The sequence below is a fragment of the Streptomyces sp. CA-294286 genome, from assembly GCF_050947155.1.
Classification (GTDB): domain Bacteria; phylum Actinomycetota; class Actinomycetes; order Streptomycetales; family Streptomycetaceae; genus Streptomyces.
Genome location: NZ_CP192005.1, coordinates 992,919 through 1,014,433 on the forward strand (window position 1 = coordinate 992,919; position 21,515 = coordinate 1,014,433).

Here is a 21,515-nt window from a genome sequence, read left to right on the forward strand (position 1 = left end):
CCGTTCGCGCGATGTCGGTGCCATCGGGTTGCATGGGGGCATGACCCGAACAGACGCCTCAGACACCGCGGACCTCCGCGCCGCCGCCGATTCCGTGCTCGCCCGCCTCGTCGGCGATGCCGGTGGCACCGCCCGGCTGCGCGAGGATCAGTGGCGGGCCATCGAGGCGCTCGTCGCGGACAAGCGCCGGGCTCTGGTGGTGCAGCGGACCGGCTGGGGAAAGTCGGCCGTGTACTTCGTGGCGACCTCGCTGCTGCGCGCGCAGGGCAGCGGACCCACCGTGATCGTCTCGCCCCTGCTCGCCCTCATGCGCAATCAGGTGGAGGCCGCCGCGCGTGCGGGCATCCGCGCACGCACCATCAACTCCTCCAATCACGAGGACTGGGACGCCGTCCAGGCCGAGGTGGCCGCGGGCGAGGTGGACGTCCTCCTCGTCTCGCCCGAGCGCCTCAACAACCCGGACTTCCGTGACAACGTGCTGCCCGCGCTGTCCGCCGCCACCGGCCTGCTCGTGGTGGACGAGGCGCACTGCATCTCCGACTGGGGCCACGACTTCCGCCCCGACTACCGGAGGCTGCGTACCATGCTGGCCGAGCTGCCGGTCGGCGTGCCGGTCCTGGCTACCACCGCCACCGCCAACTCCCGGGTCACCGCCGACGTGGCGGAGCAGCTCGGCACGGGCGCGGGGACGGACGCGCTGGTGCTGCGCGGACCGCTGGACCGGGAGAGCCTCAGCCTGAGCGTGCTGCAACTCCCCGACGCGGCGACCCGGTTGGGCTGGCTCGCCGACCACCTCCATGAGCTGCCGGGTTCCGGCATCATCTACACGCTGACCGTGGCCGCCGCCGAGGAGGTCACCGCGTACCTGCGGCAGTGCGGGCACACCGTCGCCTCGTACACCGGACGCACCGAGAACGCCGACCGTGTCCAGGCGGAGGAGGACCTGCTCGCCAACCGGGTCAAGGCGCTGGTGGCGACCTCCGCGCTGGGCATGGGCTTCGACAAGCCCGACCTCGGGTTCGTGGTGCACCTGGGTTCCCCTTCGTCGCCGATCGCCTACTACCAGCAGGTGGGCCGTGCGGGGCGCGGGGTGGAGCACGCGGAGGTCCTGCTGCTGCCCGGCAAGGAGGACGAGGCGATCTGGAAGTACTTCGCGTCGGTGTCCTTCCCGCCGGAGGACCTCGTACGGCGCACCCTCGACACGCTTGCCGGTTCGCCGAAGCCGCTCTCGCTGCCCGCCCTGGAGCCGATGGTGGACCTGCGGCGCACCCGCCTCGAAGCCATGCTCAAGGTTCTCGACGTGGACGGCGCGGTGCATCGCACGAAGGGCGGCTGGGTCTCCACCGGGCAGCCCTGGGTGTACGACGCCGAGCGGTACGCCTGGGTGGCCGGGCAGCGTGCCGCCGAGCAGCAGGCGATGCGGGAGTACGGGGCCACCACGGGCTGCCGCATGGAGTTCCTGCGCCGCCAGCTGGACGACGAACAGGCCGCGCCCTGCGGTCGTTGCGACAACTGCGCCGGGAGCCGGTTCGACGGCAAGGTGTCGGACGCCGCCCTGGACGCGGCGCGCGGGGAGCTGGGACGCCCGGGGGTCGAGGTGGAGCCCCGCAAGATGTGGCCCACCGGCCTCCCGGCGGTCGGAGTCGACCTGAAGGGCCGCATCCCGGAAGGTGAGGTCGCCCTCCGGGGAAGGGGCTTGGGGCGGCTGTCGGACATCGGCTGGGGCAACCGGCTGCGTCCCATGCTCGCCGCGCAGGCCCCGGACGGGCCGGTGCCGGACGACGTGTTCCAGGCGGTCGTGACCGTATTGACCGACTGGGCGAAGGGGCCGGGGGGCTGGGCCGGCGGCGACCGGAACGCTCCGCCGCGCCCGGTGGGGGTGGTCGTGCTCCCCTCGCACCGCAGGCCGCAGCTCGTGAGGTCGCTGGGGACGCGGGTCGCGGAGGTGGGCCGGATGCCGTTCCTGGGTTCACTGGAGTACACGGCCGAGGCCGGCGGGGCACCGCTGCCGCAGGCCAACAGCGCCCAGCGGGTCCGCTCGCTGCACCGGGCACTGACCGTGCCGCCGGAACTCGCCGAGGCGCTCGCCACGGCAAGCGGTCCTGTGCTGCTGGTGGACGACTCGTCGGACACCGGATGGACACTCGCGGTGGCTGCCCGGCTGCTGCGCAGGGCCGGAGCGGAGGGGGTGTTTCCCCTGGTCCTCGCCGTTCAGGGGTGACGAGAGGCATTGGGAGCGGTCCGCCTGGGCAGGGATATGAGTGTCATATCAACAGAATCCGGCCGACCGCCCCAATTGCTCGTTGCCGCATTCCCCGGCGCCAGGAAGAATTGGAAGCGCTCCCGCACGGCTTTCCTGTGGTCCGCAGGGCCGTGCCGCGGCGCGCCCCCACCCGACCTTGCCCGCAGTTGTGGGCGCGTATGCGAAGGGAGGACCGTGACCTTCGGATTCGCTCCGTCCATGAGCTCGCCCGGCTCGTCGTCCGCCGATGCCGCCAGCCGCCTGGGCCGGACGCTGGAACCGGCCGAGTGGGCCTCGGCCGGAATTCCCCTGCTGCGCAACCCCCGTGAGGTCGTCAGCGGGCTGCACGCCCGCCACCGGCCCGAGCCCGCCACCGCGATCGTCGCCGTGCTGGACACCGAGGAACGGCTCACCGCCAGCGCCTCTTTCGTCCGCAGGCCGCTCCCGCCGGACGGCTGGGAGCTGCGCAACGCGCTGCTGGCACACCTGCGCCGCGTCGTTCCGCACGACCTGCGCCGACGCACGCCGGTACGCACCGCCGTACTGCTCTACTGCCGGGAGGGGGACGAGCGCTGGACGGAGGAGGACGGCGCGTGGATGTGGGGGCTGCGGGACGCGTGCACGCTGCACGGCCTGCGCTGCGGTGCGTACATCACGCTGACCCGCGGCGGTTGGCAGGTCCTCGGCGAGGGCCGCGGCGGCCGTCGGCCCGCCGCCGGGTCCCCGCCCGCGGATCTCGCGGAGTCCCTGGCGGAACCCGACCCGCCCCTGCAGCGCACGGGCGGCGGGGCCGCGGATGCGCTGCGGCGGGCGGCGGCCCGCTGAGGCGGGCCGCACTGCGGACAGGTCCGACAACGCGGTGCGGCCCCGAGGTCTGTTCGTGCCTCGGGGCCGCACCGCATCACCTGCGTCGGACGATCGCGCTCAGACTCCGGCGCCCAGCCCGGCGTTGATGCGCTGCGGGTCACCGCAGACGATCAGCAGGGCACCGGCCCGCGCACGCGCCGCCGGCAGGGTGCGGGCCAGGTTCCCCGCGGTCTCGTCGTTGACCGCGACGATGACCACCGGACGGGCGGCGGCCCGCTCCGCGACGTTGACGTCCGCGTAGAAAACGTCGTCACGCGCGTCGTGCTGCGCCCAGTAGGACGCCTCTCCGAACGACAACTCGTGCGCCGCCCAGGGGTGTTGCTCGCCGGTGGTGAACACCAGGACGTCACCCGGCGCACGGCCGGAGTCGAGCAGCAGGTCCACCGCTTCACCCGCGGCGTCGAGCGCGCCGTTCGCGGAAGCGGGGACCAACTGGATCTGGGGCCCGTCCGGGGTCGGTGCGGAGGGTGCCGGAGCCGCAGCGGCCTGCGGCGCGGGACGGTTTACCGCAGGGTGGGCGGGTGCGGCCTGCGGCGCGTGCGTCCGCTGGACCGGAGGGCCGGGGCGGGCGGAACGGGCGGGACCGGGGCGCGGCGCCGCAGGGCGCGGGCCGGGTACGGGGCGAGGGGTCGGCGCGGTGCGGCCGGCAGCCGGGGTGGCGCGGGGACCCTGGGCGCTCTCGTAAATCTGGGGCTCCTGTGGGATGAGAGGCATGACTGGAACATCTATCAAACGCCGGTGCGAGGGACATCGGCGGGTGGTGCGAGTGGTGAGGGCGGGGCATGTGAGTGGTGCTGCCGGGCGGCACGGCCGGCGATGCGGCATCCAGCCGTGAACAGTCAGAAGTCGAAGCCGAGTTGGCCCCCGCTTTCCAGTGCTGCCGCCGTTGCCGGGATCCGGTGTTTCTTGAGGTGCCGCCACTGCGGGAGCCCGTCGAGATAGGACCAGGAGAGGCGATGGTGCGGGGTCGGCCCGAGTTCCGCGAGCGCCGCCTGGTGCACGGGGGACGGATAGCCGGCGTTGGACGCGAAACCGTAGGGCGCGCAGCCCCCGGTCTCCGATTCCAGCTCCGCCATCATCGCGTCCCTGCGCACCTTGGCGATCACCGAGGCGGCCGCGACCGCGATGCAGGACTGGTCGCCCTTGATCACCGTACGGACCTTCCAGGGTGCCCCGAGGTAGTCGTGCTTCCCGTCGAGGATGACGGCATCGGGCCGTACCGGCAAGGCATTTAGCGCACGTTCGGCAGCGAGTCGCAGCGCGGCCGTCATGCCGAGGGCGTCGATCTCCTCGGGCGTGGAGTGGCCGAGTGCGTACGAAGTGACCCACTCCTCCAGGAGCAGCACGATGTCACCGCGGCGTTTGGGGGTGAGGAGCTTGGAGTCGGTGAGTCCGGCGGGCGGGCGGCGCAGTCCGGTGACGGCGGCGCACACGGTGACGGGTCCGGCCCACGCTCCGCGCCCGACCTCGTCGACGCCGGCGACGGTCTTGGCTCCGGTGGTGGCGCGCAGTGAGCGCTCGACGGTGTGTGTGGGTGGTTCGTACGGCATGGCGCCAGTCAGGGTACGCCGCCGCTACCCGGGTGCGACACCCCGGTCCCGGTCAAGGCGCCGGGGCCGCGGAACGCGAGGGGTCACTTCGCTCGCGCACCGGGCCTGGACGAAGACTCCTGACCGTCGGTGGCCCGGTATCGCACGGTGCGTACGGGCCCGCCCCGTCCGAGGTCGCACGCGCCAACCGTCGGACGAGGCACAGCCCGCTCACGCCCGCGCTCCGCTACCGGCCGTACTCCCCGCTGTCGCCCGAGTCCAGGCCGCGGCAGTCCGTCACGGCGGGGTCGAGCGGGCGGGCTTCCACGGCCTCGCGGGCGCGTCGTTCGCCGAGGCTGACGGCGTACCAGGGGCTGTCGATGTCCCGTCCGTCCATGATCCCGCGGAGCGCGCAGGTCCGCTGCGGCTCGGGGAGGGTGTCCAGGGCGGGCACGGCGTCGGCGGACAGGCCGCGGAAGTAGTCCACGTCGATCTCCTTCGTCTGCTTGAAGCGCGCGACGTTGCGCTCGGCGACCAGTGCGTCGGGCGAGGCGAGACCGAAGGCGAGAACGGCTGCCGCGGCACTGCCGACGACGGCCCGGGGCAGCCAGCGGGAGCCGAACACGCCGGCGGCCATGATCAGTACGAGCACCACGCCGAGCCAGATCTCCATCGCGGTCACCGAGACGCGCAGCCGGGTGAGGCCGTACGACCCGACGTACATGTTCATCCGGTACAGCGCGGAGACGACCACGACCAGCGTGAGCAGGCACAGCACGCCGAGCACGGAACGCACCAGCGTCGCGTCACGGGCGTCCGCGCGCGGCGCCCAGCGGCTGGCGAGGGCGATGACGGCAAGGGTCAGCAGGGTGGCCCAGAGCAACTGCCAGAAACCCTGCCGGGCGTAGTCGGAGTGGTTCAGTCCGGTCGCGTCGAGCGCTGCCTCGTACTCGCCGAACAGAACGGTGAGCTGCACCGCGATGAACGCCGCGAAGAGCAGGTTCAGGACTATCAGCGGAAGCGCCCATTCCATGCGGCCGCGGGCACGCGCCGGGGCGATCTCGGCCTTGTCCCACTGATGGGGGGCGGCGGCGGTACGGGCGGCCGCCAGCGCCCCGATCAGTCCCAGCGCGCAGAGCAGTATCCGCCACGGGCCGTCGAGGAGGGAGACGTCCGGCACGAGCTTGCCGAGGAGTTTCGCGAAAGCGGCGTCCGCGCTCACGAACAGCGTCCCGAACACCACCAGCAGGACGGCCGCGATCAGGACGGTACGGACCACCGGCCCCCACCGGTCCCGTGAGCCGTCGGCACGTTCGCGCAGCCCCCGCCAGCCCCACCGGATGCCCGGGACCACCGAGCCGATGAGGCCGAGCGAGCCGATCAGGACGCCGGGCCAGGTCCGGCCACCGTGCAGTGCGAGCGAGCCGAGCACGAGCGCGGAGAGCACCGCGAGGAACGTGGGCCAGCCCGCGTCCCGCAGCACCGGCACCGCGAGCAGCGCGAGTCCGCCGAGCCCCCACACCAACGACCACGGCCGTATCCGGCGGCCGGCTGCCTGGGCGGCGAAGAACGCGGCGAGAGCGGCGGGCACGGCGACGATCAGCAGGTTCAGGCCGAGTCCGTCCCCGAGGAAGAGACCGCTGAGCAGGGCGGTGGCCAGCACGCACCAGAGCGAGGCCGCCCGTATTCGGGCGGGCGGGGCGGGGCGGACGCGGGCGCGCCAGGCGGGCGGTTCGGCGGCCTTCAGCCGTCGCTGCTGTTGCCAGTACTGGTGGGCCTGCCACTGCTGCCACTGCTGCTGCCGCACCTGGTCCGGGGTCAGCGGCTGCGGATACGGATGCGCGTGTTCGGGCGAGACGGGCGGCCCCGCGGCTGCGTCCTGCGGCCCGTCCGCGGGCCGTGTCCCCGGGGGCGGGACGGCGGCGGGCAATGGCCGCGGTGGCGGTGCGCTTCTGGTCGGCTCTGTTTCGTCAGGCACGGGACCCCCTCCCGACCAGGCACGTCGCGCCTCGCGCGGTACGTGGCGGATCGGAGCCCGGTAGCTCGTTCGGCACACGCCCGTGGAGACCGGCGTGGCGGCATGGCCGTCAGACTAGCCCCGGACGGGCGGGCGACCGCCTTCGGCCCCGACATGAGGACAGAACCGCGACAGCGGGCGACGGAATCGGAATCCGACCTGCCGCCCGGGGCTCACCGCGCGCTCCCCGGCATCCACTCCCTTGGCGCACGAGTCTCACCCCGACGCTGCCGCACGGGCGTCACCGGACACCACTGCACGGAACGCGCCGCCCCCTTCCGCACGGACATCCGCGCCCCCGCTGGCCAGTGGGCCCCGCCGACCGGCTGCCGGCCGCACCCCGACGCCCGTTGTCACACCGAGCGCGTGCTGCCCGCCGTCGTGCAGGCACGAAAACGCTGAGTGGCGTCGCTCGGCCGCGCATCCCGTCTGGCCGTCGCGCGAGCGAGGCAGCTCACGCCTCCCCGGTGGGCGTCCACCGCGGCAGCGCCTCGGTCCGCTCCTGCCACTCCTTCGGCGGGCTTCCCGCCCCGGCGCCCGCCAGCACTCCTCCGACGATGGCGCAAGTCGTGTCGACGTCGCCGCCGACCTGCGCGGTCGTCCAGAAGGCCCGCTCGAAGTCACCGAGAGCGCGAGCCGCCGACCAGAGCGCGAACGGCACGGTGTCGTGGGCGCTCGTGCGCCGCCCGCAGCCCAGCACGGCGGCGACCGTGGCGGGATCGTCGTAGTCGAGCATGCCCCGTGCCCGGCGCAGCCCGGCGGCGACAGCGCTGCGCGGGACCAGCGCGATGACGCCGTCGAGCAATCCCTCGGGGGTCGGCGGGCCCGCCGGGTCGGCGGCCAGGGCGGCGGCGGCCGCCACGGCCATCGCGCCCATCACGGCTTCGCGGTGCTGGTGGGTGACGTACGCGGAGATCTCGGCCTGGTGGGTGGCCTGTTCCGGGTCGTCCGCGTACCAGGCGCCGAGCGGTGCGATCCGCATGGCGGCGCCGTTGCCCCAGGAGCCGCGGCCGTCGAACAGGGCTGCGGCCAGTTCTCGCCAGTCGCCGCCCTCCCTGATCAGCCGGAGCATGCGGTTCACGGCAGGGCCGTAACCGCGGTCGAAGTCGTGGTGGTCGGCGAAGGAGCGCGCGAGCGCGTCCTGGTCGATCCGGTGGTGCGCGGCGAGGACGGCCAGTACGGAGGCGGCCATTTCGGTGTCGTCGGTCCACTGCCAGTCGCCGGGCGGCAGTGCGCGCTCCTTGAGGAGCGGGTAGTGGGCGGGGACGAAGAACTGGGAGCCCAGGGCGTCTCCCACGGACAGCCCTCGGAGGCTGTCGAGAGCGCGCGCGAGGCGCGGGTCGGAAGCGGAGTCAGCGGTCATCGCTGTGCACTCTAACCGGTGCCCGCGGGGCTCTCCCCGGTCATTCCGTAGGGTTCGGGGGCGCGCCAGCGCTCGAAGGGCCGGTCGAGCGCGTACCGCCCGTCCTCGCCGAGTTCCAGCACGCGCGTCTCGGCGTTGCCCGGGTTGGACAGCGCCTCGAACTCGGCGACCGACCAGTGGAACCAGCGCATGCAGAACAGCCGCATCGTCAGTCCGTGCGTGATGATCAGAACGTTCTCGGGGTGGTCGTCGGCCTCGAAGCTCCGGTAGAGGCTCTCCAGGAAGGCCCCGACCCGGTCGTAGACGTCTGCCCCGGACTCGCCCTGTGCGAACCGGTAGAAGAAGTGCCCGTAGGCGTCCCGGTACGCCTTCTGGAGTCGTACGTCGTCGCGGTCCTGCCAGTTCCCCCAGTCCTGCTCGCGCAGTCTCGGTTCCTCCCTGACCCGTACGCGCGCGGGGTCGAGGTCGAAGGCGCGGAAGGTCTCGTGGGTGCGCCGGTACGGAGAGACGTACGCGCTGATCCTCTCGTCGCCGAACAGTTCCCTCAGCCGCTTTCCCGCCTGCCGGGCCTGCCGCCAGCCGGCGTCGGTGAGTCTCAGCGCGTGGTCGGGCTCGCGCTCGTAGACGGTGTCGTCTGCGTTGCCCTCCGATTCGCCGTGCCGGACGAGGACGATGCGTCGCGGTCGTGCCATGCCGAAACCCTAGTTCGAACGGGGAGCGGGGGCTCAACCGGCCAGCCGTCCCGCCTCCATCCGGCGGATGTCGCCGGTGAAGCGGCGGCGCAGCAGCCGGTCGTGGGAGACCACCACCAGTGCTCCGGTCCACGCGGCGAGTGCCTGCTCCAGTTCCTCCACGAGGGCGAGCGCCAGGTGGTTGGCGGGCTCGTCCAGGAGGAGCAGGTCGGCGGGCCTGGCCAGCAGCCTGGCCAGCGCGAGCCGGCGCCGCTGTCCCGCCGAGAGGGAGCCGACGGACACGTGGAGATCGCGGGGGCGGAAGAGGCCGTACGACAGCAGGAGTTCTGCCTGCTCGTCCTCGGTGAGTCCCAGTCCCCGTCCGAAGGTGGTCAGGACGCCCTCGGCGGGGCGGTGCACGGGGATCTCCTGGGCCAGGTAGCCGATGCGTCCCCGCCGCGTCACCGTCCCTTTGTCCGGCTCCGTGACGCCGGCCATGACCCGCAGCAGCGTGGTCTTGCCCGCGCCGTTTCCGCCGTGGACGAGCAGTTTCTGCCCCGCGGCGACCGTGAGGCCGTCGACCGCGAGCCGGCCCGCGACCCGTACCCCGGCGAGCTCCACCAGGGCTCCCGCGGCCGCCCCGGCCACCGGCCGGGCGTGAAAGCGCATTGGCTCCGGGGGCTTGGGAACGGGCTCCTCCTCCAGTCGCCGCAGCCTTTCCTGTGCGTTGCGCACCCGGGAGGAGACGGAGGCCTGCACCCGGTTGCCGGCCCTGCCGTACGCCATTTTGTTGCGGTCCTTCATGGCGTGCCCCTGGCCGACGGCGTGCGCGGTGGTGCCGGCGAACGCCTCCAGTTGTGCACGCTCCTCGCACCATCGCGTGTACGCCTGTTCCCAGCGGACCCGGGCGGCCGCCTGCTCCGCGCGGAATCCGGCGTACCCGCCGCCGTAGCGCACGACCGTGCGCCGGTCGGCGTCGACTTCGAGCACCGAGGTGGCGATCCGTTCCAGGAACAGCCGGTCGTGGGAAACTGCGACGACCGTCCCACGGTGGGCGAGCAGGGCGTCCTCCAGCCAGTCGAGCGCGGATGCGTCGAGGTGGTTGGTGGGCTCGTCCAGCAGCATCACCTCGGGGGCCGCCGCGACGAGGCAGGCGAGACCGAGCCTGGCCTGCTCACCGCCGGACAGGCTGCCCAGCAACCGTTCCCGGCCGATGCGGGCCAGCCCGAGTCCGTGCAGGGCCTTGTCGACCCGGGCGTCCGCCTCGTACCCACCGCGCAGTTCGAAGGTGGTGAGCAGGTCACCGTACTCGGCGAGCGTCACCTCGTCGGCGGAGCCGAGTTCCGCTTCAAGTGTGCGCAACCGGGCTTCCACGGTCCGAAGTTCGGCGAGGGCGGCGTCCACCGCGTCGCCGACCGTGCGGTGGGGGGGAAGTTGCGGAGTCTGGGCGAGCAGCCCGGCTCCCCGAGCCGCGGCCGTCACCACCTCGCCCTCGTCGGGGACTTGAAGGCCGGCGAGGAGTCCGAGCAGGGTGGACTTTCCCGCGCCGTTCTCCCCGACGATGCCCAGCCTCTCCCCAGGACGGACGGTCAGCGTGACGTCGTCGAGCAGGAGCCGGTCACCGCGGGAGAGGGTCACTCCGCGCAGCGAGATCTGGGACTGAGCAGACAAGGGCACCTCCAAGCAGTTAAACGCAACTTGAGTCGCGTTATGATGAGCATGGCACACGGAACACCCTTAATGCAACAGGAGTAGCAATTGACTGACAGTGGCGTTCCAGAAGCAGCACCGGCCGGCACCCGCCGTCCCGGCGGCCGCACCGCCCGCACCCGCGCCGCCGTCCGCGACGCCGTCCTCACCGGACTCACGGAGCACGGCTACCCGGGCCTCACCGTCGAGTACGTGGCCGAGCACTCCGGGGTGCACAAAACGACCCTCTACCGCCGTTGGGGCGGCCTCGAAGGCATGGTCGCCGACGCCCTCGACATGGCCGGCGAGGACGACTGGACCCCGCCCGACACCGGCAGCCTGGAGGGCGACCTGCGCGCCCTGGCCCGGCAGGTCGTCGACTCCTTCGCCGACCCCGCCCGGGCCGCGGCTCCCACCGCGTTCGTCGCCGCCGCGTTCCAGTCGCCACAGGCGGCCACGGCCCTGCGCGACTTCTACACCGTGCGGTTCACCCGCTGCGAGGCCGTCCTCGCGCGCGCCGTCGCCCGCGGCGAGGCCGCCCCGGACGTCGACGCGGGGGCGGTGGTCAGGGCGGTGTCCGCCCCGCTGTTCCTCCGCCTCTTCGTCACGCGTGAGCCGGTCGACAAGACGACGGCGGACCAGAGTGCCGCAGCCGTTCTGGCCGCCGTCAGGGCCGGGGCGTACACCCTCGGTACCGACTGACCTGCGTACAGGCGGGGTTCACACCGTCCAGGACGGTTGCAGTTCCACGACGTCTCCCGCCAGCGCCGCCACGTCCGCCTCGGTCTGTGCCCGCAGCGCCAGCCGTTCGACCCGCTCCGCCCGGTACTTGCCGTGCTCGGCGGCCGACTGCCACATGGACAGGACGAGGAACTCGTTGCCGGGAGCCTCGCCGAACAGCCCCCGCAGCATCCCCGGCGAGCCCGCCATCGCCGGGTTCCACACCTTCTCCTGCATGAGCGCGAAGTGTTCGACGCGGTCCGCACGCACCTTGCAGTGCGCGACGCGCACCACGTCGGCGTCCGTGAAGCGCGGCTCGAAGCCCGTCTTGATGTCGAAGCGGTAGTCGAACAGCTTCACCTGGACGTTCCTGAACGTGCCCACCTGGGATGCCGCGAGCCGGTCGTGCGAGCGCGCCATGAAGGAGTCGTAGAAGGCGCGGCTCTCCCAGAAGGCGAAGACGTGGGCGACCCCGTCCCGCCGCCTGCTCCAGCCGCCGCTCTGGCCCCGGAATCCGGGTTCGCCGAGCTGCCCCGCCCACTTCCGCTGCCCCCGCTCGAAACCTCGGCGGTCCACGACGGTGCAACGAATCCACTTGACCAGCACCGCGCCATCGTACGGCCAGACGGGTGGCCCCGGTCACCCCGCGAGAGGAGGCACGGGCTTTCCCGCCGAGCCGCCCGGCGGCCCCCAACGGCCTTCGGCCGCGCGGGAATCCGTGAACCGCTTGTCCCGTCCTGTGATCCCCTGTGAGGATCAACGCACAAAGGAAGCGGAGGAAAACCAAGTTGAGCAGCTTCAACAAGGGGATCGCCAAGGTCGTGGTCACCCTGAAGTGGGACCCGAGCCCGTTCGGCACGGCCGCCAGCGACCTCGACATCGTCGCCGCGACCTACCGTGCGGACGACCCGTACGGCAGCCCGGCGTACCTGGTGCACTTCGGCAGCCGCTCCCCGGACGGCACGATCACCCTCAACCGGGACAGCCAGACCGGCCAGGGCTTCGGCACCGACGAGCAGATGACGCTGGAACTCGACCGGCTGGCAGACCGGTACGGGCGCGTCGTGCTCGGCGTGGCAATCCAACAGCGGGACGGCAGAAAGGAATTCGGCGACATACAGAGCGCTGACCTGCGGATCCTCGAAGGCTATACCGAGCTCGCGCGCCACGACTTCACCCCGGTGTCCCACGCGACGGCCGCGACGGTCGCCGAGTTCGTCCGCGACGCCGCCGGCAGCTGGGGCCTGCGCGAACTGGTGCGCGGATTCGACGCCGACCCGGCGGAGTTCGCGCGGCTGATGGGCGGACAATACTCCTGACGCACAGCAGCGCTGCCGCACACGGGACCCGCCCCACGGCACGGCCCCGACGCACGGCACAGGCCTGATACGCGGCACAGTCCTGACGTACAGCACCGTCCTGACGCACGGCGAAGGGCGGCGATCCCTTCCGGGTTCGCCGCCCTTCGTGTCACGCCCTCACCGGGGCGTCAGCCGTCTCAGCTGCAACCGCTGGTCGAGCCGCAGCCCTCGCAGATGTAGCAGCTGCCCGCGCGCTGCATCTTGGTGCCGCAGGAGAAGCAGAGCGGGGCGTCGGCGTTGATGCCCAGCTGCATCTCGACCAGCTCGGCCGAGGTGTGCGGTGCCTGCTTCGGGGCCGGAACGGCGGTCTCCGTCCTCGGCTCGGCGACCGCCTGCGCGGTCTCCGTGCGCGGCGCGGACTGGGACAGGCCCTCCACGTCCAGTTCGTCCTCCTCCAGCGACGGCTCGTACGAACCGGTGTCGAGGTGGCGCTGACGCTCCTCGGCGGAGTGGATGCCGAGCGCGGAACGCGTCTCGAAGGGCAGGAAGTCCAGCGCCAGGCGGCGGAAGATGTAGTCGACGATCGACTGCGCCATCCGCACGTCCGGGTCGTCCGTCATGCCGGCCGGCTCGAAGCGCATGTTGACGAACTTCGAGACGTAGGTCTCCAGCGGCACGCCGTACTGGAGGCCCACGGAGACCGCGATGGAGAAGGCGTCCATCATGCCCGCGAGGGTCGACCCCTGCTTGGACATCTTGAGGAAGACCTCGCCGAGACCGTCGTCCGGGTAGGAGTTGGCGGTCATGTAGCCCTCGGCGCCACCCACCGTGAAGGAGGTGGTGATCCCCGGCCGGCCCTTCGGCAGGCGCTTGCGGACCGGGCGGTACTCGATGACCTTCTCGACGGCGCTGCGGATGGTGTCCTCGGCCTTGGCCGCGACGGCCTCCTTCTCCTTCTTCTTGGCGGAGAGGGGCTGGCCGACCTTGCAGTTGTCGCGGTAGATCGCGAGCGCCTTGACGCCCAGCTTCCATGCCTCGAAGTAGACCTCCTCGACGTCCTCGACGGTCGCCGTCTCCGGCAGGTTGACCGTCTTGGACAGGGCGCCGGAGATCCAGGGCTGGATGGCCGCCATCATGCGGACGTGGCCCATCGCGGAGATGGAACGCTCGCCCATCGCGCAGTCGAAGACCTCGTAGTGCTCGGGCTTCAGGCCCGGCGCGTCGATCACGTTGCCGTTCTCGGCGATGTGGGCGACGATCGCCTCGATCTGCTCCTCCAGGTAGCCCATGCGGCGCAGGGCCTGCGGGACGGTGCCGTTGACGATCTGCATCGAGCCGCCGCCGACGAGCTTCTTGAACTTGACCAGCGCGAGGTCGGGCTCCAGGCCGGTGGTGTCGCAGGACATCGCGAGACCGATGGTGCCGGTGGGCGCGATGACCGAGGCCTGCGCGTTGCGGAAGCCGTTCTTCGCGCCGAGGCGCAGGACGTCCTGCCAGGCCTCCGTCGCAGCGGCCCAGATCGGGTTGTCCAGGTCGTCGACGTGGATCGCCGCGGCGTTGGCGTCGGCGTGCTGCTTCATGACGCGCTGGTGCGGTTCGGCGTTGCGGGCGTAGCCGTCGTACGGGCCGACGACCGAGGCGAGCTCGGCGCTGCGCTTGTACGAGGTGCCCGTCATCAGCGAGGTGATCGCGCCGGCGAGGGCGCGGCCGCCGTCGGAGTCGTACGCGTGGCCGGTCGCCATGAGGAGCGCGCCCAGGTTGGCGTAGCCGATGCCCAGCTGGCGGAAGGCACGGGTGTTCTCACCGATCTTCTCGGTGGGGAAGTCCGCGAAGCAGATGGAGATGTCCATCGCGGTAATGACCAGCTCGACGACCTTGGCGAAGCGCTCGGACTCGAAGGACTGGTTGCCCAGGCCGTCGTCCTTGAGGAACTTCATGAGGTTGAGCGAGGCGAGGTTGCACGAGGTGTTGTCCAGGTGCATGTACTCGCTGCACGGGTTCGAGCCGTTGATCCGGCCGGACTCCGGGCAGGTGTGCCACTTGTTGATGGTGTCGTCGTACTGGATGCCCGGGTCGGCGCAGGCCCAGGCCGCCTCGGCCATCTTGCGGAAGAGGGACTTCGCCTCGACCTCTTCGATGACGTCGCCGGTCATGCGGGCGCGCAGGCCGAACTTGCCGCCGGCCTCGACGGCCTTCATGAACTCGTCGTTGACGCGGACGGAGTTGTTGGCGTTCTGGTACTGGACGGACGTGATGTCGTCGCCGCCCAGGTCCATGTCGAAGCCCGCGTCGCGCAGGGCGCGGATCTTCTCCTCCTCCTTCACCTTGGTCTCGATGAAGTTCTCGATGTCGGGGTGGTCGACGTCGAGGATGACCATCTTGGCCGCGCGGCGGGTGGCGCCGCCGGACTTGATGGTTCCGGCGGAGGCGTCGGCGCCGCGCATGAAGGAGACCGGGCCGGAGGCGTTGCCGCCGGAGGACAGCAGTTCCTTGGAGGAGCGGATGCGGGAGAGGTTCAGGCCGGCTCCGGAGCCGCCCTTGAAGATCATTCCCTCTTCCTTGTACCAGTCGAGGATCGACTCCATGGAGTCGTCGACGGCCAGAATGAAGCAGGCGGAGACCTGCTGCGGCTGCGGGGTGCCCACGTTGAACCAGACGGGGCTGTTGAAGCTGAAGATCTGGTGCAGGAGGGCGTACGCCAGCTCGTGCTCGAAGATCTCGGCGTCCGCCGGGGAGGCGAAGTAGCCGTAGTCCTCGCCGGCCTTGCGGTAGGTCTTCACGATCCGGTCGATGAGCTGCTTGAGACCGGTCTCGCGCTGCGGGGTGCCCACCGCGCCGCGGAAGTACTTGCTGGTGACGATGTTGACCGCGTTCACCGACCAGAAGTCGGGGAACTCGACGCCACGCTGCTCGAAGTTGATCGAGCCGTCGCGCCAGTTGGTCATGACGACGTCACGATGCTCCCAGACCACCTCGTCGTACGGGTGCACGCCAGGAGTGGTGTGGATGCGCTCGATACGCAGACCCTTGCTGCCCTTGGCTCCCTTGCTGCGGGAACCTCGTGCCGGGCCGCTCGTCGTCTCGGTCATGCCGCCTCCCATATCGGGCTAAAACGCCCAGAAGTGCCCAGTTCTTCCCAGGGCACGTTGTGTGTCTGATGTCCCGGCAGTCGCGCACAGCGCGTCATCCGTGACAGGTCTTGGTGTGCCGCCGGTCGTCGTACCCGGCAGCCGATCGGCAGGAGGGCCGATCCGGCCGTGCTACTCGGTGGCCGCGGCGGGCACGGGCACCCCGGGGGGTGCGCCGGGCCCGCGTTCCTGGGCATGCGGCCGCTCGTCACGGAGTTCCGTGATGGCGGCCTCGAAGTCCTCCAGCGAGTCGAACGCCCGGTAGACGGACGCGAAGCGCAGGTACGCCACGAGGTCCAGCTCCTGGAGCGGTCCGAGGATGGCCAGACCCACGTCGTGGGTGGTCAGCTCGGCGCTGCCGGTGGCGCGCACCGCCTCCTCGACCCGCTGGCCGAGCTTGGCGAGGGCGTCCTCGGTGACCGGGCGACCCTGGCACGCCTTGCGGACGCCGGAGATCACCTTCGTACGACTGAAGGGCTCGGTGACCCCGCTGCGCTTGACCACCATCAGCGAGGCCGTCTCCACCGTCGTGAAGCGACGGGAACAGTCGGGGCACTGACGGCGCCTGCGGATCGACGTCCCGTCGTCCGTGGTGCGGCTGTCGACCACTCGACTGTCGGGGTGCCTGCAGAAGGGGCAGTGCATGGTTCCAAGGCCTCCTTCGCGACACGACTGAAGAGCTCCGGCGGGCCGCGGAACGGGCCTTCGAAGCGGTACCCAGCATAAACGATGTCCGGGCTCCGCCCGACCGCGAACCACAACTTGTGGGTAGCTGCGGAGATTCAACCACTAGATCTGGTGTTTCACCGGACTTCCAACCCTACGCGCGTGTCGCGGCGAACCAGGGCGCGGGGCGCGACCGGGAGGGTCTGCGGCGGTCGCCCACGAGGGTACGGGACGCGGCGGGCGGTACGGACTTCCGGTGCCCCGGACGGCCCAGCGGAAACCGCGGCGGAGGGTGCGGCGCGAGCGCGCCGAGAGCGCTCGCACGGCCACCGGGCCCTTCGAGCGGCTTTCGACCCGACGAAGGAGGTTACCGTAATGAACCGAATTGCCGTTCGGGGGTACTGCGGGAAAACACCACCGACGCCGCGCCTATACACCCATCCGTACGAATAGTGCAGGCATTCCACAGTTTTTCACTCGAACGTGTGTTTGGCGCAACCTTTCGAAAGCTACTACCGTTGTCCGGTCAGGGAGACCATTCGAGAGGGGCCGACCATGACGACCACCGCAGACAGTGCCACGATCGCCGCCCAGGACCGCTCCCAGGGCCGACTTGAGCCGGTGCATGCCATGAACGACGCAGCCACGAACCCCGACGGCGGCAAGCCCACACGCTCGCTGCCCGGCCGACCTCCCGGGATCAGGGCGGACAGCTCCGGTCTCACGGACCGGCAGCGGCGGGTCATCGAGGTCATCAGGGACTCCGTGCAGCGGCGGGGATATCCGCCGTCCATGCGCGAGATCGGTCAGGCGGTGGGCCTGTCGAGCACCTCCTCCGTGGCCCATCAGCTGATGGCGCTCGAACGCAAGGGCTTCCTGCGCCGGGACCCGCACCGCCCCCGGGCGTACGAGGTGCGCGGCTCCGACCAGCCGAGCACCCAGACCACCGACACCACCGGCAAGCCCGCCGCCTCGTACGTTCCCCTGGTCGGCCGGATCGCGGCCGGCGGGCCGATCCTCGCCGAGGAGTCCGTCGAGGACGTCTTCCCGCTCCCCCGGCAGCTGGTGGGCGACGGCGAGCTGTTCGTCCTCAAGGTGGTCGGCGACTCGATGGTGGAGGCCGCGATCTGCGACGGCGACTGGGTGACGGTACGCCGCCAGCCGGTCGCGGAGAACGGCGACATCGTGGCCGCGATGCTGGACGGCGAGGCCACGGTCAAGCGGTTCAAGCGCGAGGACAACCACATCTGGCTGCTGCCGCACAATGCCGCCTACCAGCCGATCCCCGGCGACGAAGCGACCATCCTCGGCAAGGTCGTCGCGGTACTGCGACGGGTCTGACGCCTCGGGCGACCGTACGGGTGGGGCCCCGGAACCGCGAAGGTTCCGGGGCCCCACCCGTACGTCACTTCTCTCCGGCCCTGGCCGCGGCGTCGATCGCGGCGAGCGAGCGGCGCACCTGGTTGCGGTCGACGGTGTACCAGAAATCGGGCATGGAAGCCTTCAGGTAGCTCCCGTAGCGCGCGGTGGCCAGGCGCTGGTCCAGCACCGCGACCACTCCCTTGTCGCCGGTGGCACGGACGAGACGGCCCGCGCCCTGGGCCATCAGCAGGGCCGCGTGCGTCGCGGCGACCGCCATGAAGCCGTTGCCGCCGTTCTCCTCGACCGCCTTCTGCCGGGCGCTCATCAACGGGTCGTCGGGGCGGGGGAACGGGATCTTGTCCATGACGACGAGCTGACAGCTCGCTCCCGGTACGTCGACGCCCTGCCACAGCGAGAGCGTGCCGAAGAGGCAGGTCTGCGGGTCCGCGGCGAAGTTCTTGATCAGCTCGCCGAGGGTGTCCTCGCCCTGGAGCAGGATCGGCATGTCGAGCCGGCCACGCAGGGCTTCCGCCGCGGTCTGGGCGGCCTTCATCGAGGAGAAGAGGCCGAGGGTGCGCCCGCCCGCGGCCTCGATCAGCTCGGTCAGTTCGTCGAGCATGTCCTCGCGCCCGGCGTCGCGGGTGGGGCGTGCCAGGTGCTTGGCGACGTACAGGATGCCCTGCTTGGGATAGTCGAAGGGCGAGCCGACGTCCAGGCCCTTCCACACCGGCAGGTCCTCGCCCTGCTGCCCCTCGGGGGCCAGGCCCAGCGAGGCGGCGACGCCGTTGAAGTCCCCGCCCAGTTTGAGGGTGGCCGAGGTCAGGACGACGGAGCGCTCGGTGAAGAGCTTCTCGCGCAGCAAACCGGACACGGAGAGCGGGGCGACGCGCAGGGACGCCGTTCCGTAGCGTTCGTTGCGTTCGAACCAGACGACGTCCCATTCGGAGCCGTTGGCGATGCGCTCGGCGACGCCGTGGATGTTCTCGATCATGGCGAGGGCCTGCTTGCGGACGGCGTCCTCGTCGGTGACGGACTTGTCCCGGGTCGAGCCGAGGGCGGACACGACGGTGCGGGAGGCGTCGCGGAGCGCCATCAGCGCGTACCCGAGGTCCTCCGGAATTTCCTCCAGGCGGCCGGGCAGGGAGAGCTCCATCACCCGCTCGAAACTGTCCGAGGCGGTCTGCAGCGCGTCCGCGGCCTTCTCGTTGACGATCTTCGCGGCGCGGCGGACCGCCCGGTTGACCTGGCTCGGAGTGAGCTCGCCGGTGGCGACCCCGGTGACCCTGGAGACCAGCTCGTGCGCCTCGTCGACGATCAGCACGTCGTGCGAGGGGAGCACCGGGGCGCCCTCGATGGCGTCGATGGCGAGCAGCGCGTGGTTGGTGACGACCACGTCGGCCAGCTTCGCCCTCTCGCGCGCCGCCTCCGCGAAGCACTCCGCGCCATAAGCGCACTTGCTGGCGCCCAGGCACTCGCGCGAGGACACGGAGACCTGCGCCCATGCCTTGTCGGAGACGCCGGGGGTGAGGTCGTCCCGGTCGCCCGTCTCGGTCTCGTCGGCCCAGTCGCGCATCCGCAGCAGGTCCTTGCCGAGCTTGCTGCTGGGCGCGTTGGCATCGAACTGCTCCATGGGGTTGAAGAGACCGTCCTCCTCGTCCTGCGGGGCGCCCTCGTGGAGTCGGTGCAGGCACAGGTAGTTGGAGCGTCCCTTGAGCATGGCGAACTGCGGTGTGCGGCGCAGCAGCGGCTTCAGCGCCTCGACCGTGCGCGGCAGGTCGCGCTCCACGAGCTGGCGCTGGAGGGCCAGGGTCGCGGTGGCGACCACGACGCGCTCGCCGTGGGCGAGGGCCGGCACCAGGTAGCCCAGGGACTTTCCGGTGCCGGTGCCCGCCTGGACGAGCAGGTGGGAGTTGTCGTCGACCGCTTCGGCGACGGCCTCGGCCATGGTGACCTGGCCTGGCCGTTCCACGCCGCCGACTGCGGCGACGGCGGCGTGGAGGAGCTCGGGGAGTGAGGGCTTCGTCATAGCCCGACCACCCTACGGTGCGCCACTGACAACGGCCGTCACGGCCGGTGCAGCGGGTTGGGGACAGTGCCGTGCACGGCGGCGTGCGGCCGGTCGGGACGGTCGCGGTACCCGTCGGCGTGCAGCCGGTTGCGGTTGAGGCAGAGCCGCTCCAGCCGGGGGGCCAGCAGGTCGAACATCTCGAAGCGGTCCCTCAGTTCCGGGAAGCGCGCCTGGTACCGCAGGATCTCCGCGCGTACGAGCGACCAGAACGTGTCTTCGGGTACGCCCAGTTGGGACTCGCAGAGCGGAGCGAGGTAGCGGAACACGCCGATGAAGAGCCCGGACTGGATGAACTGGGGGAGGAAGGAGGCGGGCTCCGTGAGCAGGACGCGGCGCACGTCCTCGGGCATGGCCGCGCGTTCCGGCAGGGGTTCGGCGCTGACGTTGACATCGTCGACGAAGTCCTTGATCGCGAGCCGGACCGGTACGTCGTGCGCGTCGTAGACGACGATGGCGTTCTCGCCGTGCGGGGAGAACACGGTGCCGTAGCGGTAGAGGAAGTGCAGCAGGGGCGGCAGCAGCGCTTCGAAGAGGCGGCGCAGCCAGGCGGCCGGGTCCAGGCCGGAGCGGGCGACCAGTTCGGCGGTGAGGGCCCTGCCGCACGGGTCGGTGTGCAGCAGGGCGGCCAGGGTGCGGGCGCGCTCGCCGGGGTCCAGGCGGCGGTCCAGCGGCTCGCGCCAGATCGCGCCGAGGAGTTCCCGGTACTGGTAGGGGACTTCGGGGAGGTGGTCGTAGACGGGGTGTTCGACCGCCACGGAGGCGACCTCGCCGAGCAGGACGACGCGGCACTCCTCCTTGAGGTACGCGTCGGCCTCGTACAGCCCCTGCACCCACGCGGTGACGGCGGGCGCGGCGACGGTGCGCTCGGTGGGCAGGCCGCGCCAGACGAGGGTGTTCAGGACGGACAGCGGCAGCTTGACCGTGTGCCGGTCGGGCCGGCTGACGTTGAGGAAGGTGCGGATGGACTGCTGGGGCAGCCGCAGGTCGCCGTCGGCGGGCAGCGGGACGATCTCACCGCGTGCGACGGCGGGTGCGAAGAGCGGCAGGACCACCTCGTCCCACTGCCAGGGGTGCACGGGCAGGTAGAGGTACGAGGCCGGGTCCAGCCCCCGGTCGCGGAGTGCGGAGTCGAAGCACGCGCGCGTGGCGGCGTCGAGTTCTCCGGCGTACAGCTGCTCGGGGTCGGCGAGGGAGGGGACGCCACGGTAGCGGGCGAGCGCGGTGCTGACGGCGATCCACGGCAGGCGCCCGGGGGCGCGCGCTTCGGGGGCCCACGCGGTGGCGTCCCGGGCGGAGAAGCCGACGCGGCCCTTGTTGAGGACGAGCCAGGGGTGACCCGTCTGATGGCCTTCGAGTTCGGCGTAGCCGAGGTCGGCGAGGCGGGCCGCGGGGAGTGCGGTGTGGTCGAGTCGCGCGTCGGCGGCGAGGGTCGCGGTGAGTTCGCGGACGAGGTGACCGAGGGTGGCGCCGTCGAGGGCGAGGAGTCGCCGGGCCAGGACCAGGAACCGCACGGGGTCGTGGAAGGGACGGCGACCGCCAGCCTCGTCGCGGACCTCGACGGTGTCCGCGGCGACCTGCCAGCTGCCGTAGGAACCGCGGCGGGCGCGGAAGGACAGTATCTCGCCGTTGTCGAGGCCGACCGTGTGGAGGTGTCCCTCCGGGGTGGCCGGGTCGGCCGTGCGAGTCGGCTCGATGATCTCCTCGTACGCGAACTCGCCGAGGGTCTTGGCGAGCAGCCGTCGGCTCGCGCGGTCCCAGGTCGCGGCGGTGAGTTCCGGCGGAACGGCCGCGGCCGGCGCGGAGCCGGGCCGGTCCGGTGCGGGGGTCGCGGCCTGGGCGGGCACGGGCGCGGAGGTGGGGCCGGCGGTGGTGGCGGGGGCAGGGACCGGCTT

Annotated in this window: 16 protein-coding genes; 5 read left to right on the forward strand and 11 right to left on the reverse strand. The window is 71.5% G+C overall.

All coding sequences use genetic code 11. The features are described 5' to 3' along the window. The first annotated feature begins 40 nt into the window (after positions 1-40). The gene (locus tag ACQPZG_RS09100) at positions 41-2,221 is read left to right on the forward strand and encodes a RecQ family ATP-dependent DNA helicase (RefSeq protein ID WP_433545325.1); all 2,181 of its coding nucleotides are present in this window, start codon (positions 41-43) and stop codon (positions 2,219-2,221) included. Between the two features lie 216 nt (positions 2,222-2,437). Beyond that, positions 2,438-3,067, forward strand: coding sequence for a hypothetical protein (locus tag ACQPZG_RS09105; RefSeq protein WP_433545326.1), 630 nt, complete (start codon positions 2,438-2,440; stop codon positions 3,065-3,067). Positions 3,068-3,166: 99 nt separating this feature from the next. Here the strand turns inward: ACQPZG_RS09105 and ACQPZG_RS09110 are convergent, their stop codons facing one another. The 6 genes from ACQPZG_RS09110 to ACQPZG_RS09135 all read right to left on the reverse strand — a co-directional run bounded on the left by ACQPZG_RS09110 (position 3,167) and on the right by ACQPZG_RS09135 (position 10,360). Then, the gene (locus ACQPZG_RS09110) at positions 3,167-3,823 is read right to left on the reverse strand and encodes a hypothetical protein (protein ID WP_433545327.1); all 657 of its coding nucleotides are present in this window, start codon (positions 3,821-3,823) and stop codon (positions 3,167-3,169) included. Between the two features lie 125 nt (positions 3,824-3,948). After that, entirely contained in the window at positions 3,949-4,659 is a 711-nt protein-coding gene (locus ACQPZG_RS09115) for a ribonuclease HII (protein ID WP_433545328.1), read from the reverse strand. Positions 4,660-4,885: 226 nt separating this feature from the next. After that, positions 4,886-6,616, reverse strand: coding sequence for a DUF4153 domain-containing protein (locus ACQPZG_RS09120; protein ID WP_433545329.1), 1,731 nt, complete (start codon positions 6,614-6,616; stop codon positions 4,886-4,888). Positions 6,617-7,109: 493 nt separating this feature from the next. Further along, positions 7,110-8,018 carry an ADP-ribosylglycohydrolase family protein gene (locus tag ACQPZG_RS09125; RefSeq protein WP_433545330.1) on the reverse strand — a complete coding sequence of 303 codons (909 nt, stop codon included), beginning with the start codon at positions 8,016-8,018 and terminating at the stop codon, positions 7,110-7,112. An 11-nt stretch (positions 8,019-8,029) separates the two neighbouring features. Continuing rightward, positions 8,030-8,710: a histidine phosphatase family protein gene (locus ACQPZG_RS09130; RefSeq protein WP_433545331.1), complete on the reverse strand. Its 681-nt coding sequence runs from the start codon at positions 8,708-8,710 to the stop codon at positions 8,030-8,032. Between the two features lie 33 nt (positions 8,711-8,743). Next, the gene (locus ACQPZG_RS09135; protein WP_433545332.1) at positions 8,744-10,360 is read right to left on the reverse strand and encodes an ABC-F family ATP-binding cassette domain-containing protein; all 1,617 of its coding nucleotides are present in this window, start codon (positions 10,358-10,360) and stop codon (positions 8,744-8,746) included. Between the two features lie 87 nt (positions 10,361-10,447). Between ACQPZG_RS09135 and ACQPZG_RS09140 the strand changes: the two genes are divergently transcribed. Then, positions 10,448-11,080, forward strand: coding sequence for a TetR/AcrR family transcriptional regulator C-terminal ligand-binding domain-containing protein (locus ACQPZG_RS09140; protein ID WP_433545333.1), 633 nt, complete (start codon positions 10,448-10,450; stop codon positions 11,078-11,080). An 18-nt stretch (positions 11,081-11,098) separates the two neighbouring features. On the opposite strand, the gene ACQPZG_RS09145 is transcribed toward ACQPZG_RS09140, so the two are convergent. Next, a complete protein-coding gene (locus tag ACQPZG_RS09145; RefSeq protein ID WP_433545334.1) occupies positions 11,099-11,704 on the reverse strand; it encodes a YdbC family protein in 606 nt (201 codons plus the stop codon). Positions 11,705-11,853: 149 nt separating this feature from the next. Here ACQPZG_RS09145 and ACQPZG_RS09150 point away from each other — a divergent pair, with 149 nt between their 5' ends. Beyond that, entirely contained in the window at positions 11,854-12,417 is a 564-nt protein-coding gene (locus ACQPZG_RS09150; protein WP_433549325.1) for a TerD family protein, read from the forward strand. A 179-nt stretch (positions 12,418-12,596) separates the two neighbouring features. Here ACQPZG_RS09150 and ACQPZG_RS09155 read toward each other — a convergent pair whose 3' ends face one another. Continuing rightward, a complete protein-coding gene (locus ACQPZG_RS09155) occupies positions 12,597-15,488 on the reverse strand; it encodes a vitamin B12-dependent ribonucleotide reductase (protein WP_433545335.1) in 2,892 nt (963 codons plus the stop codon). Between the two features lie 171 nt (positions 15,489-15,659). Then, the gene (gene nrdR / locus ACQPZG_RS09160) at positions 15,660-16,172 is read right to left on the reverse strand and encodes a transcriptional regulator NrdR (protein WP_433545336.1); all 513 of its coding nucleotides are present in this window, start codon (positions 16,170-16,172) and stop codon (positions 15,660-15,662) included. Positions 16,173-16,748: 576 nt separating this feature from the next. Here nrdR and lexA point away from each other — a divergent pair. Next, positions 16,749-17,534 carry a transcriptional repressor LexA gene (gene lexA, locus ACQPZG_RS09165; RefSeq protein WP_185026713.1) on the forward strand — a complete coding sequence of 262 codons (786 nt, stop codon included), beginning with the start codon at positions 16,749-16,751 and terminating at the stop codon, positions 17,532-17,534. A gap of 64 nt (positions 17,535-17,598) precedes the next feature. On the opposite strand, the gene ACQPZG_RS09170 is transcribed toward lexA, so the two are convergent. Continuing rightward, complete coding sequence (locus tag ACQPZG_RS09170) at positions 17,599-19,581, reverse strand: ATP-dependent DNA helicase (protein ID WP_433545337.1); 1,983 nt, start codon at positions 19,579-19,581, stop codon at positions 17,599-17,601. 38 nt (positions 19,582-19,619) lie between these two features. After that, on the reverse strand, positions 19,620-21,467 hold the full coding sequence (locus ACQPZG_RS09175; protein ID WP_433549326.1) for an IucA/IucC family protein: 1,848 nt from the start codon (positions 21,465-21,467) through the stop codon (positions 19,620-19,622). Positions 21,468-21,515 lie beyond the last annotated feature (48 nt).